Annotated in this window: 11 protein-coding genes; 4 read left to right on the top strand and 7 right to left on the bottom strand. The window is 73.5% G+C overall.

Annotated features, from left to right (window positions below):
• Positions 1–22 precede the first annotated feature (22 nt).
• Together VT50_RS32885 and VT50_RS32880 are read left to right on the top strand one after the other, a co-directional pair.
• Positions 23–877: a caspase family protein gene (locus VT50_RS32885; RefSeq protein ID WP_046088516.1), complete on the top strand. Its 855-nt coding sequence runs from the start codon at positions 23–25 to the stop codon at positions 875–877.
• Positions 878–974: 97 nt separating this feature from the next.
• A complete protein-coding gene (locus tag VT50_RS32880; protein WP_240529398.1) occupies positions 975–3083 on the top strand; it encodes a SpoIIE family protein phosphatase in 2109 nt (702 codons plus the stop codon).
• Between the two features lie 67 nt (positions 3084–3150).
• Here the strand turns inward: VT50_RS32880 and VT50_RS32875 are convergent, their stop codons facing one another.
• Both VT50_RS32875 and ligD read right to left on the bottom strand, forming a co-directional pair.
• A complete protein-coding gene (locus tag VT50_RS32875) occupies positions 3151–4146 on the bottom strand; it encodes a GlxA family transcriptional regulator (protein WP_046088515.1) in 996 nt (331 codons plus the stop codon).
• Positions 4147–4180: 34 nt separating this feature from the next.
• Positions 4181–5185: a non-homologous end-joining DNA ligase gene (ligD, locus tag VT50_RS32870; RefSeq protein WP_046088514.1), complete on the bottom strand. Its 1005-nt coding sequence runs from the start codon at positions 5183–5185 to the stop codon at positions 4181–4183.
• 79 nt (positions 5186–5264) lie between these two features.
• On the opposite strand from ligD, the gene VT50_RS32865 reads away from it, so the two are divergent.
• The gene (locus VT50_RS32865; protein ID WP_046088513.1) at positions 5265–6338 is read left to right on the top strand and encodes an ATP-dependent DNA ligase; all 1074 of its coding nucleotides are present in this window, start codon (positions 5265–5267) and stop codon (positions 6336–6338) included.
• Between the two features lie 107 nt (positions 6339–6445).
• Here VT50_RS32865 and VT50_RS32860 read toward each other — a convergent pair whose 3' ends face one another.
• Both VT50_RS32860 and VT50_RS32855 read right to left on the bottom strand, forming a co-directional pair.
• On the bottom strand, positions 6446–7114 hold the full coding sequence (locus VT50_RS32860; RefSeq protein WP_046088512.1) for a dienelactone hydrolase family protein: 669 nt from the start codon (positions 7112–7114) through the stop codon (positions 6446–6448).
• A gap of 78 nt (positions 7115–7192) precedes the next feature.
• Positions 7193–7978 (bottom strand): SigB/SigF/SigG family RNA polymerase sigma factor, encoded by a 786-nt coding sequence (locus VT50_RS32855; protein WP_046088546.1) that lies wholly within the window; start codon positions 7976–7978, stop codon positions 7193–7195.
• 161 nt (positions 7979–8139) lie between these two features.
• On the opposite strand from VT50_RS32855, the gene VT50_RS32850 reads away from it, so the two are divergent.
• A complete protein-coding gene (locus VT50_RS32850; RefSeq protein ID WP_046088511.1) occupies positions 8140–8730 on the top strand; it encodes an HhH-GPD-type base excision DNA repair protein in 591 nt (196 codons plus the stop codon).
• Between the two features lie 48 nt (positions 8731–8778).
• Here VT50_RS32850 and VT50_RS32845 read toward each other — a convergent pair whose 3' ends face one another.
• The 3 genes from VT50_RS32845 to VT50_RS32830 all read right to left on the bottom strand — a co-directional run bounded on the left by VT50_RS32845 (position 8779) and on the right by VT50_RS32830 (position 13115).
• Positions 8779–9747 carry an alpha/beta hydrolase gene (locus VT50_RS32845; protein ID WP_046088510.1) on the bottom strand — a complete coding sequence of 323 codons (969 nt, stop codon included), beginning with the start codon at positions 9745–9747 and terminating at the stop codon, positions 8779–8781.
• Between the two features lie 699 nt (positions 9748–10446).
• Positions 10447–11493: a 4-hydroxythreonine-4-phosphate dehydrogenase PdxA gene (gene pdxA, locus VT50_RS32835; RefSeq protein ID WP_046088509.1), complete on the bottom strand. Its 1047-nt coding sequence runs from the start codon at positions 11491–11493 to the stop codon at positions 10447–10449.
• On the bottom strand, positions 11490–13115 hold the full coding sequence (locus VT50_RS32830) for a four-carbon acid sugar kinase family protein (RefSeq protein ID WP_046088508.1): 1626 nt from the start codon (positions 13113–13115) through the stop codon (positions 11490–11492). The genes pdxA and VT50_RS32830 overlap by 4 nt, the downstream gene beginning before the upstream one ends.
• Between the last annotated feature and the right edge of the window lie 292 nt (positions 13116–13407).

Here is a 13407-nt window from a genome sequence, read left to right as displayed (position 1 = left end):
GTCCTCGACCCAAGGAGCCCCCATGCCCATCGGCCTCTCCGTCCATATCGGACTCAATCAGGTCGACCCCGCGGCGTACGACGGCTGGAGCGGTGAGCTGGGCGCCTGCGAGCAGGACGCCGTGGACATGGCCGGGCTCGCCGACGCCGCGGGGTTCGATGTGACCGGCCCGCTGCTGAGCCGGGCCGCCACCGCGGAGAAGGTCACCGCCACCCTGGAGGCCGCGGCCGGGCGGCTGGCCGAGGGGGACATCCTCTTCCTCACCTACGCGGGCCACGGCGGCCAGGTGCCCGACCTCAACCACGACGAGACCGGCGACCGCCTCGACGAGACCTGGGTGCTGTACGACCGGCAGCTGGTCGACGACGAGCTCTTCGAGCTGTTCGGGAAGTTCGCCAAGGGGGTGCGGATCTGGCTGCTCTCCGACAGCTGCCACAGCGGCACCGTGGCCCGGCTGCTGCCCGAGGTGCTCAGCCACCAGGAGCTCGACCGGCGCTTTAGCACCGCCGATCCCCAGGAGGTCGGCCGCAGGATCCGGGCCATGCCCCAGTCGGTGCAGTCCGCCGTCTACCGGCGCGACCGCGACGCCTACGACCGGATCCAGAACACCCGTACCGCCAAGGACCTCGCCAGGATCGACGCCAGTGTGCTGCGGATCTCCGGCTGCCAGGACAACCAGACCTCGGCCGACGGAATCGTCAACGGACTGTTCACCGGTACCCTGCTGAAGGTCTGGCGGGGCGGTGCCTTCGCGGGCAGCTACCGTGCGCTGCACCGGGGGGTCGTCCAGCGGATGCCGCCCGACCAGACGCCCCACCTCGTCCAGACGGGTGCGCCGAACTCCGCCTTCGCCCGGCAGCGGCCCTTCACCATCTGAACCGGGGTCTGACCGTGCCCATGTCATATCCGTGTGCGGCGGCCCGCCGGGCGAGGTATGACAGTAGGAGGGCACGGCGAGCCGGTGAGGTGCCGGTATGACGACGCATGACCGTGTGGACCAGGAGGAAGAGGCGGCTATCAGCAGCATGGCGACCGGCCCGGGAGGGGTGCTCGACCTGTTGCGGGTCGCCGCCGTGGCCCTGGACGTCGACGGGCGGATCGCCCTCTGGAGCCCCGAAGCCGAGCAGCTGTTCGGTTACCGGGCATCCGAGGCGCTGGGGCGCCGCGCGGACAGGCTGCTGGTCCACCCGCGGGACCGCCGGGCCGCCGTGGAGCTCTTCGCCCGGGTGCGGGCGGGCGACACCTGGGCCGGTGTCTTCCCGGTCCGCCGCCCGGACGGCTCCACCCTCAAGGTGGAGTTCCGCACCATGGGCCTGCGCGACGCCCACGGCGAGGGGTACGCCCTCGGTCTGGCCGCCGACGAGGAGACCGTACGGCGCCTGGAGACCGACCTCGCCGTCTCCGGCTTCCTGATCCGACAGTCACCGGTGGGGCTCGCGGTGTTCGACACCGAGCTGCGCTGGCTGCTCGCCAACCCGGCCCTCCAGCAGATGAACTCGATCACCGAGTCCCAGGTGCGCGGCCGCCGCCTCGGGGAGGTGCTGCCGGGGCTCGACGTCGAGGCCATAGAGGGCGCGATGCGGCATGTGCTGGAGTCCGGCGAACCGCTGCTTGACCAGCAGAGCGTCGGCCGTACCCCCGCCGACCCCGACCATGACCACGCCTGGTCGGAGTCGTACTACCGGCTGGAGGACCCCAGCGGCCGGATCCTGGGCATCGCCGTCTCCATCATGGACATCTCCCGGCGCCACCGCGAGACCAGCGAGATCGCCGAGGCGCGCGAGCGGCTGGCCATGATCGCCGACGCCAGCGTCCGCATCGGCACCACGCTGGACCTGCGCCAGACCGCCCAGGAACTCGCCGATGTGACCGTGCCCCGGCTCGCCGACCTCGCGGCCGTCGACGTCCTGGACTCCGTGGTGCACCGCGAGGCCACCCCCCGGGTGTGGGCCGACGGCTCCGCCCGCTTCCGTGCGCTCGCCGTCGCCGCCGGGTACCCCACCGCCGCCGTCCACGCCGCGGACCCGGTCGGGGAGATCGCCCGCTATGAGCCCAACCGGCTGATCACCCAGTGCGTCCGCGAGGCCCGGCCGCTGCTGGTGCCGCATGTGACCGAGAAGGACGTACGGCGGATCGCCCGGGACGACGACGCCGCCAGTGTGCTGCTGCGCGAGGGCGTGCACTCCTACATCGCCGCCCCGCTGATCGCCCGCGGCAGTGTGCTCGGCACCCTCAGCCTGCACCGCACCATCAACCCCAGGCCGTTCGACGAGGAGGACCTCACCCTCGCCTGCGAACTGGCCATCCGCGCCGCCCTGTGCATCGACAACGCCCGGCTCTACGCCCGCGAACGCGACGCCGCGCTCACCCTCCAGCGCAGCCTGCTCTCCCAGCAGCCGCGCGACCTGGACGGCCTGGAGATCGCCTCCCGGTACCTGCCCGCGGTCAGCGCCGCGGGCGGCGACTGGTTCGATGTGCTGCCCCTCCCGGACGGCAAGGTCGGGCTGGTGGTCGGCGATGTCATGGGCAAGGGCATCCACGCCGCGGCGATCATGGGCCAGCTGCGCACCGCCACCCGGGCCTTCTCCCGGCTCGGACTGCCCCCGGCCCAGGTGCTGAGCCACCTCGACGAGATCACCCCCAGCCTGGGGGAGTCCATCGCCACCTGTCTCTACGCGGTATGCGATCCGCGCACCGGGAGGTGCGAGATGTCCACCGCCGGCCATCTGCCGCCGGTGCTGGTGCAACCCGGCGGCGGCGCCGAGCTCATCGACATCCCCACCGGCGCCCCGCTCGGCGTCGGCGGTGTCCCCTTCGCCTCGGTGGAGCGGGAGCTGGCCGAGGGGGCGCTGCTGGCCCTGTTCACCGACGGCCTGGTGGAGAAGCGCCACCAGTCCCTGGACGTCGGGCTGCACACCCTGGTCCAGCTGCTGCGCCGCCACCAGGGCCCGCTGGAGCGGATCTGCGACCAGGTGCTGGCCGCGCTGCACGGGGCGCCGGACGACGATGTGGCCCTGCTGCTGGCGCGGCTGCGCCGCCCTCGCCTGCCGGAGAAGTCCGTGATTGCCGTGGAAAGCGGCTGACGAGCCGTGGACGGCCCGCCGCCAGGCGCTCCGCGGGAAGGGGCGGGGGAAAGCCCCGCCGGACCCCCTAGGGGCGCGCGGCGCTGCCCCGGAACGTGGCGCGGTAGGCGCTCGGTGACACCCCGAGGGCGGTGTGCAGATGCTGCCGCAGCGAGGCGGCGGTGCCGAAGCCCGCGTCCGCCGCGATCCGGTCCACCGGCAGATCGCTCTCCTCCAGCAGCTGCCGGGCACGCTCCAGGCGCCGCTGGGTCAGCCACTGCACCGGGGTCATGCCCACCTCGTCCCGGAATCGCCGGGAGAAGGTCCGTACGCTCATCGACTCCCGCGCGGCCAGCTCCCGCAGGGACAGCGGCCGGTCCAGCCGGGTCAGCGCCCAGGCGCGGGCCGCCCCCGTGGAGCCGCCGCGCCGCTCCGGCACCGGCCGCCGGATGAACTGCGCCTGGCCGCCGTCGCGGTGCGGGGCCACCACCGAGCCGCGGGCCACCTCGCCCGCCACCGCCGCGCCGTGGTCCCGCCGGATCATATGGAGGATCAGATCGATACCGGCGGCGTCCCCGGCCGAGGTCAGCACCTCGCCCTCGTCCGCGTAGAGGACGTCCGGGTCGAGTGCGACGGCAGGGAACAGCTCCCGGAACCGGTCCGCCTCCTGCCAGTGGGTGGTCGCCCGGCGGCCGTCCAGCAGCCCCGCCGCCGCAAGGACGAACGCCCCCGTGCAGATCGAGGCGATCCGGGCCCCGGGGCGGATCCGGGCGAAGGCGCCGGTGAGCGGGGCGTCCAGCCTGCCCTCGGTCTGTGGCGCGTCCGGTTCGTTGGCGGCCGGGACGAGCGCGGTGTCGGCCTCGGCCAGTGCCTCCGGGCCGTGTGCCACGTTCATCGTGACGTCGGAGTCCGTACGCACCTCACCGGGGATCAGCGCACAGGTCACCACCTCGTACAGCGGCTCGCCCGCGGCCGATACGGCCCGGCCGAACAGCCGGTGCGCGATGCCCAGCTCGAACGGCAGCAGACCGTGGCGGACCAGCACCGCCACCCGATGGCGGCCGGGGTGGGTGAAGACGGACATGGCGCGATTCTCGCAGACGGGTTCGATCCGGCCATCACTTCTTGGCTCGGCTCGGCTGCACCCGCTTCGGCTCGCCCTTCACCTTCGGATGCTCCGGCGGATACGGGAGGTCGCCCAGACCGTGCTCCCGCTCGTCCCGCGCGGCCAGCTCCAGCGCGGCCTCCAGACGGAAGGTGTACTCATCCATGTCCGCGTGCACATCGCCCAGCTCGCGGTAGCGCACCGGCATGGTGGCCAGGTCGAAGTCGCGCGGCCTGGCGTCCGGGACCTCTTCCCAGCGCAGCGGCGCGGAGACCGGGGCATGGGGGTGGGGGCGCACCGAATAGGCGCTGGCGATGGTGCGGTCGCGGGCGGTCTGGTTGTAGTCCACGAAGATCTTCTCGCCGCGCTCCTCCTTCCACCACTTGGTGGTGACCCGATCCGGAGCGCGCCGCTCCAGCTCCCGCGCGATCGCGATCGCGGACCGCCGCACCTGGGTGAAGGTCCATTCCGGTGCGATCGGGACGAAGACGTGCAGCCCCCGGCCGCCCGAGGTCTTGGGCCATCCGCGCAGCCCCAGCCCGTCCAGCACCTCGCGCAGCTCTGCCGCGGCCCGCACCGCGTCCTCGTAGCCGGTGCCCGGCTGCGGATCGAGGTCGATCCGCAGCTCATCGGGGTGTTCGGTGTCCACGCGCCGCACCGGCCACGGATGGAAGGTCAGGCTGCCCAGGTTCGCCGCCCACACCACGGCGGCCGTCTCGGTCGGGCAGATCTCGTCCGCGTGCCGCCCGCTGGGGAAGGAGATCCGGCCGGTCGGAATCCACTCCGGGAGGTTCTTCGGGGCCCGCTTCTGGAAGAACGACTCCCCGTCCACCCCGTCCGGATAGCGCTCCAGCGTCGTCGGCCGGTCCCGCAGCGCCCGCAGCGCGCCCTCACCTACCGCCAGGTAGTAGCGGGCGAGGTCCAGCTTGGTGAACCCGCGCTCCGGGAAGTACACCTTCCCGGGGTTGGTCACCCGCACCGTGCGACCGCCGACCGTGAGCTCCACCGACTCTCCCATACCGGACACGCTAGGCCCGCCCGCCCGGGGCCGCCTCCCGGCGGGCGCGCGGGCCCGCACGGGAGCACAATCGGACGTCATGGACCTTCCGGTGATGCCTCCCGTCGAACCGATGCTCGCCAAGGCCGTTTCCACGATCCCGCCGGGGATGGTCTACGAGGGCAAATGGGACGGCTTCCGGGCCATCGTCTTCCGCGACGGGGACGAGATCGAGATCGGCAGCCGCACCACCAAGCCGCTCACCCGCTACTTCCCCGAACTGGCCGGGGCGCTGCTCGCCAACCTCCCGCCGCGCTGCGTCCTGGACGGCGAGATCGTCATCGTGCGCGGCGGGCGGCTGGACTTCGACGCCCTCCTGGAGCGGATCCACCCCGCCGACTCCCGGGTGCGGATGCTGGCGGAGCACACCCCGGCCAGTTTCGTCGCCTTCGACCTCCTCGCCCTCGGCGACGTCTCGCTGCTGGAGGCCCCGCAGGGCGAACGCCGCGCGGCGCTCACCGAGGCGCTGCGCCACGCCCGGGACCCGGTGCACCTCGCCCCCTGCACGGACGATCTCGAGGTGGCCCGGCGGTGGTTCGAGAGTTACGAGGGGGCGGGGCTCGACGGAGTGGTGGCCAAGAGCCCCGACCTCCGCTACCGCCCCGGCGAGCGGGTGATGGTCAAGGTCAAGCACGAGCGCACCGCCGACTGTGTGGTGGCCGGATACCGCGTCCACAAGTCCGGCCAGGGCATCGGCTCCCTGCTGCTCGGCCTGTACGACGACACCGGCCGCCTCCAGCACGTGGGCGTCAGCGCCGCCTTCTCCGCGCGCCGCCGCCAGGAGCTGCTGGCCGAGCTGGAACCGCTGCGCATGGCGACCGTCGAGGGCCACCCGTGGGCCGACTGGGCGCGCGAGGAGGCCCACGCCCGGGGCCGGATGCCGGGCGCGCCCAGCCGCTGGACCGGGGTCAAGGACCTGTCGTGGGTGCCGCTGCGCCCGGAGCGGGTGTGCGAGGTGGCCTACGACCACATGCAGAGCGGCCGCTTCCGGCACACCGCACGCTTCCGCCGCTGGCGGCCGGACCGCGAGCCGGCACAGTGCACCTACGACCAGTTGGAGGAGCCGGTCTCCTACGATCTGCGCCAGGTACTGGGCTCGGCGGCGGACACGTAACCGCCGAGCGGGCAGGGGCTCCCGGGGTCCGGGGCGGAGCCCCGGTTGTGGGCAGGGGCGGGGTGGGGAAACAGCCGCCCGCAGGCGTCCCCGCTGGCCGTCGTGCGTCAGCGCCTGCCGCCGCGGGCCGGGCGCTTGGCCATCCGTACGAACCAGTCGCGCGCCGCCTGCGCGGCCTGCTCCAGGGCGCCGGGCTCCTCGAAGAGGTGGCTCGCCCCGGGCACCACTTGGATCTCCTGCGGGGCGGCGAGCATGGCGGCCGCCTGCTGGTTGAGGCGCAGCACCTCGTGGTCGTCGCCGCCCACGATGAGCAGCACCGGCGCCCGTACCCGGTTCAGCGCGCCGCCCGCGAGATCGGGCCGCCCGCCGCGGGAGACCACGGCCGCCACCCGCTCCGGCCGCTCCGCGGCGGCCGTCAGCGCCGCCGCCGCGCCCGTACTGGCGCCGAAAAGGCCCACCGGCAGCCCGGAGGTGGCCGGATGCCCGTCGAGCCAGTTCACCGCGGCCACCAGCCGACGGCCCAACAGGGGTATGTCGAAGCGCAGTTCGGCGGTGATCGCGTCCATCCGCTCCTCGGCCTCGGTGAGCAGATCGAACAGCAGGGTGGCCAGATCCGCGTCCTGCAGCACCCCGGCCACCGCGCGGTTGCGCGGGCTGTGCCGGGAACTGCCGCTGCCGTGGGCGAACGCGACGACGCCGATGGGCTGCTCGGGAAGGGCCAGATCGCCCACGAGCATGGCGTCGTCCGCGGCGATACGGGCGGTCTCGGAGCGCATCGGCCACCTCCTGCCGGGGGTTGCGCGGGCTGGTGCTGCCGCCGGGCGGCTGGCTGTCGCTGTCGCCGGTCGCGGTCGCTAGGCGTAGGCCATGAGCCCTTGCCGCAGCTCGCTGTAGAGCCGGGAGAGCCTGCGGGATATGTGCATTTGGGAGAAGCCCAGGATCTCACCGATCTGGCTCTGCGAAAGCCCCGCGAAGAACCTCAGATAGAGGACGTAGCGGTCCTGCTCCGACAGCTCGGCGATGAGCACCCGCAGCGCCTCGCGGTTGACGACGCGTTCGATCGCGGCGTCGTCCGCGCCCACCGTCTCGGCGAGCAGCCGCTCCTCGGCGCCCTGGACCGCGGCGTTGAGGGAGAGCGGGGTGCAGGAGGCGCTGGCCTCCAGACCGGCCTTCACATCCTCCTGGGGCATACCGGTGCGCAGGCAGATCTCGTGGACGGTCGGGGTGCGCCCGCCGAGCTCCTGCTCCAGCGCGTCGCGCGCGGAGCGGGTGCGGGAGCGGACCTCCTGGATGTTGCGGGGGATGTGCAGGGTCCACAGATAGTCGCGGAAGTGGCGCTTGAGCTCGCCCGTGATGACGGGGATCGCATAGGAGGGGAAGGCATGGCCGAGGTCGGGGTCGTAGCGGTCGACGGCTTTCACCAGGGCCAGCGAGGCGACCTGGGTAAGGTCCTCCATGTTCTCGCCCTTGTTGCGGAAGCGCAGCGCAAGGCGTTTGGCGACGGGCAGCCAGGCGCAGATGATCGCCTCGCGCAGCGCGTCGCGTTCGGGCCCGGATGGGAGCCGGGACAGACGCAGGAAGGCACCGCCGGTGTCGGGAGTGTCGTCATGGCGTCGTTGGCGAGTCGCGGTTGCTGACATGGTCACTCGCCTCCGTGGTCCGATGTCACGGCGGTCGCCACCAGATTCGCATGCGCCCTCATGCCTCGCAATTCGACCAAATTGGTGATGGTATAGGCGCCTTTGGGTGGTATGCAGGTTTACGGTGCTTGGTTGCGCTTGCGGCGGGGTATCCCCACAGGATGAACGCACGTCTTCGTCTCGCCCAGCAGCCCGAGGCGGACGCCCTGCTCGGGCGCGACCCCCTGGCCCTGATGATCGGGATGCTGCTCGACCAGCAGGTGCCCATGGAATGGGCGTTCTCCGGTCCGTACACCATCGCGCGGCGCCTGGGCAGGGACGACCTGGACGCCCAGGAGATCGCCGCGCAGGACCCCGAGGGGTTCGCCGCGCTGCTGTCGGAGAAGCCCGCCGTGCATCGCTACCCGGGCTCGATGGCGGGGCGCATCCAGCAGCTGTGCCGGTATCTGGCCGAGCACTACGGGGGCGACCCGGCCGCCCTGTGGCGCGATGTCCCCTCCGGCCAGGAGCTGCTCCGGCGCCTGCACGAACTGCCCGGCTTCGGCAAGCAGAAGGCGCAGATCTTCGTCGCGCTGCTGGGCAAGCGGATGGGGGTGCGGCCGGAGGGCTGGCGCGAGGCGGCCGGGGCGTACGGCGGGGAGGGCGCGTACCGCTCGGTGGCCGACATCACCGGGCCCGAGTCGCTGGACAAGGTCCGCGCCCATAAGCAGGAGCTCAAGCGGCAGGCGAAGCAGGCGAAGGGCGGCGCCTGAGGCGGGCCTCTCGGGGCGGGACTTCGCCCCGCATTTCCGGCGGGGTTTTCAGGCGGTGCCCAGTGAGTCCCGCAGGGTGTCCACGGCCAGGGTCAGCGCCGCCCGTGCGGCCCGGGTGTCGCGGAGCGCGTCCAGCATCACGAAGTCATGGATGATCCCCTGCATCCGCAGGGCGGTGACCGGCACCCCGGCCTCCCGCAGCCCGGCCGCGTACGCCTCGCCCTCGTCGCGCAGCACATCCGCCTCGCCGGTGATGACGAGGGCGGGCGGCAGCCCGGCGAGCTGGTCGGGGGTGGCGCGCAGCGGGGAGGCGGTGATCTCGGAGCGCTGTGCCGGGTCGGTGGTGTACTGGTCCCAGAACCACTTCATCGCCTCACGGGTGAGGTAGAAGCCCTCGGCGAACTGCTCGTAGGAGCCGGTGTCGAAGGCGGCGTTGGTCACCGGGTAGAAGAGCACCTGCCGCACCAGCGGCAGATCGCCGCGCTCCTTGGCGAGCAGGGTGAGGGCGATGGCCATGTTGCCGCCGACGGAGTCCCCGGCCACCGCGATCCGGGAGGCGTCGAGCCCCGCGCCCTCGCCGTGCGCCACGATCCACTGGCCCACCGCGTAACTCTGCTCCAGCGCCACCGGGTAGTGGGCCTCGGGGGAGAGGTCGTACTCGGGGAAGATGACCGCGGCGCCCACCCGCACCGCCAGCTCCCGGACCAGCCGGTCATGGGTGTGGGCGTTGCCGAACACCCAGCCCGCGCCGTGGATGTAGAGAATCACGGGAAGGGTGCCGACGGCCTTCGGAGGCCGCACGATCCGCGCTCGGACACCGCCCGCCGGGATGCCACCGACGCTGATCCACTCCTCGTCCACCTCGCGTTTGGGCACCTCGCCCGACTGCACCTCGTCGAGGGTGCGGCGACCCTCGGCGGGCGGCACCTGGTACGGATACGGCGGTTTGGCGGTGGCCTCGGCGAAGGCCGCGGCGGCGGGTTCGAGGACGGGGCGGGCCGGAGCGGTGGTGGCCATCTGCTTCTCCTTTGCCGGTCCGGTTGCGTCCGACGATCTCATCCCGGCCGCCGCGGCACTCACCGCTGTTACGCCACCCGGGCACTCACCGGCCCGGTGACTCACCTGGTCACGGCGGTCACCGGGCCGAGGGAGCTCACCGGGTCAGGGGTCCTGGCGCCGGTGAGGGGTCCGGGACCGGATCCGGTCCCGGCGGCTTGGGCACCGGGTCGGGGGACGGGTCCGGTGCGGGGCCGGGCGTGGGGCTCGGCGGCGGCTCGGGCGGAGGGGTGGGGATCGGGTCGGGCGGCGGGCCCGGGGGCGGTCCGGGCACGGGGCCCGGTGCGGGACCCGGTTCGGGACCGCCCGGACCGGGCGACGGGGTCGGAGACGGCGGCCCGGGATCTCGCAGCGTCGGGTGGATGGGCGTCGGGTCGGTCTGCCGTGCCACGGTGTCCTCCAAAGCTCTTGGGCTGGTGGCCACGTCACTTCCGGGGCGGGTGCCCCGGTCCCCCGGGGTATACGCATGGTCTCGGCGGTCGCCGCCGCCATGCGGCGTCTTCCTGGTCCGGATCCTGGTCCAGAGCCCGGGGATCCAGACCCTCGCTCATTCCACATCGTACGTACGACGGGTGTGCGGACCGCGCATGATGTGCGCGGCTCGGCCGTACCCCGGTGGGGAGGGGCGGCGGGCGATCCTCGCCGCCGTGGCCCTCCGCGTCAGCGGGCGGGGGGCGGTGACATCGCGGCGGCCTGCCGCAGTGCCTCGATCATGCTACGGGCGTCGGCCGTGCCGGTCCCCGCGATGTCGAAGGCGGTGCCGTGGTCGACGGAGGTGCGGATGACCGGCAGGCCCACGGTCAGATTGACCCCGGCCTCCAGGCCCAGCACCTTGACCGGGCCGTGCCCCTGGTCGTGGTACATCGCCACGATCAGGTCGTAGTCCCCGCGCCCGGCCAGGAAGAAGGCGGTGTCGGCGGGGAGCGGGCCGCGGGCGTCGATGCCGTCCGCGCGCAGCGCCTCCAGCGCGGGCACGATCTTCTCCTCCTCCTCGCCGTAGCCGAACAGACCGTTCTCACCGGCGTGGGGATTGATCCCGCACACCCCGATCACCGGTGCGGGGGTGCCCGCGCGGACCATCGCCTCGTGGCCGCGCCGCACGGTGCGCTCGACCAGGCCGGGCTCGATCCTCCGCACCGCGTCGATGAGCCCGATGTGGGTGGTGACGTGGATGACCTTCACCGCGGGGGTGGCCAGCATCATCGACACCTCCCCGACCCCGGTGAGATGGGCCAGCAGCTCGGTGTGGCCGGGGAAGACATGACCGCCCGCGTGCAGCGCCTGCTTGTTGAGCGGCGCGGTGCAGATGCCCTGCACCCTCCCGCTCATGGCGAGTTCGGCGGCGGTCCGTATGTACTGGTACGCCGCGTCCCCGGCCACCGGGGAGAGCTCGCCCCAGGGCAGATCGGCGGGGAGCAGCCGGAGGTCGATGACGTTGATCCGGCCCGGGGTGAACACCGCGTCGCCGGGCGCGGCCACGGTGACGACCTCGCACGCGATGCCGCGCAGCCGGGCCGCCTGCCGCAGCCGCTCCGCGTCCCCGATGGCCACGGGGCGGCAGCGCCGCAGGGTGTCCGGGTCGAGCAGCGCGGGGACGACCACCTCGGGTCCGATCCCGGCGCCATCGCCCATGGTGACCGCGATCAGCGGAAGCGGGGCGGGGCCGGTGTCCGCACCGGCGGCCCCGGTGGGGGCGGGGGAGTTCATGAGGTGACCCTCCGTTCGGTCGGGTGGGGGCGCAGCGCCCGGACGATACGGCGCAGGGAGTCGGCATCACCGAAGCTGCCCGGCCGGGTCACGATGGAGCGCCCGTCGGGGGTGCGGAGATGGACGGCGCCGTGGTGCACCTGGCCGACCGGGTCGAGCTCGGTCACCGCCAGCGCGTCCAGCACCCGGCGCGCCGTCTCCCCGCCGGTCAGCACGAGGTCGACGGCCCCGCGATGCGTGGCGACGGCCGCGCCGACGGCCCGGGCGAGCCCGAGCACCAGCCGCCGCCCGGACAGGGGCTCGGCTTCGCGGGCGGAGGGGAGCGCCACCGCCTCGTACGAAGGTGTCGTCCGGCCGGGGAACCCGGGCGAGGCGCCGAGGGTGACGACGGTGACGGCGGCGGTCAGCGCGGGCAGCCGCACCGGGGGCCCGTCCGCCAACAGCCCCGCGAGCGGCAGCCGTTGATGACGCGCCCCGTCCTCGACCAACCGCCGGACCTGCTCAACGGCCCCGGGCTCGGCCGTACCCACGACAACCAGCACGGGCCGCCCGGTGCGGGACGCGGCCGCGTCGGGGACGGTTCCACTGTCCGCCGGGGGCGCGGCTGCCGCCGGGGCGGCGAGGGCCGGAGCCCTGGCGGTGTCGGCGGTGCCCCGCCCCAGGGCCTGTGAGACGGCCGGTCCCCCGGCGGCGGGGGCAGCCGAGCCTGTGGCACTAGGGGCGGCCGGGCCTGTGGTCCCTGGTGTGGCGGGGGCTGTAGCCCCCGGTGTGGGCGGACCTGTGGTACTTGGCGTGGCCGGGCCGGTGGCGGGCGGGGTGGCACGCGTTCGGGTGGCCGGGTAGGCCGTCGCCAGGTGGCGGCCCACTGCCAGGGCCAGGCCGCCCGAGCCGACCAGTCGCGTCCCGGGGCCGTCGGCCAGCGACGCCCCGACGATCGCGTCGAGATCCGCGTCCGTCTCCGCGTCGCAGATGGCCACCCGTCCCGCCGCCGTGGCCGCGCGCAGGGCGGTGAGCAGGGTCGGGCGGGAGGCTCGTACGGTCGGCAGCGTAATCAGGGCGGTGGGCAGGCCGCCGAGTGCCTGGGCCACCGACGCGGGCGGGGGGACGGCCTCGGCGCGCCATGCGTCGCCCTCGTGGAGCGGCACTCCACCGATATGGACCACCCCCGAGCGCACCACCCGCCCGGCGATCGGCAGTGCGGGGGCGAGTACCACGCCCGTGGCGTCCTCCGCGAGGACGGCGATCTCGGCGGCGACATTGCCCCGCAGCAGCGAGTCGATCTTCTTCAGGACGATGGTGTCCGGCGCGTCCATGGCGTCCGGGGTGTCCGGGGTGTCCAGCGCGTCCGAGGCATCCCGGCCGTCCCCGTCCGGCCAGGACATCCGCAGTGCGGCGCGGACCGCCTCCGCCGCCTCCGTGGCCGGGCGGTACCGGGTGTCCAGGTCCAGGACGGTCGCCTCGCCGATATGGCGGGGACGAAGGGCCGTTGCCATGCCGACAGCTCCCGGCCCCCCGAAGAGCAGCACCCGACTGCGTGTTGTGCGCGAGTACACCGCAGCCGCCACCTCCGCGGCGCCCGACAGGTCATCCGCGATGGCCAGCAGCCTCCGGTAGGGCGTCATGTCCACCGGTACCCCCTCGAATGACCATGACAGCCGGAGCGGCCCAACGCCGTGGACACCGTCTCCGTGGCCCCGATGATGGCATACGTTGCGCGAAGTGTGCGGGCCAGCATTGCGCAAAGCGCGCAGGCATGCCACGGTGACCGCCATCCCACACCGCCGGGCCGGGCGGGGCGGTGCGCCTCGGTCGCCACGATCCACAACCCGCCGGGCAGCGACCTGTTGACGGCCCGTCAGCCACACGACGATGTACCGGCGGCGCCACCGGGGAATCAGCCGGTGGTCGTCCTGA

The sequence above is a fragment of the Streptomyces antioxidans genome, from assembly GCF_000968685.2.
Classification (GTDB): domain Bacteria; phylum Actinomycetota; class Actinomycetes; order Streptomycetales; family Streptomycetaceae; genus Streptomyces; species Streptomyces antioxidans.
The sequence above is the reverse complement of the archived record's forward strand: the minus strand, read 5'-3'. Positions and strand labels throughout refer to the sequence as shown.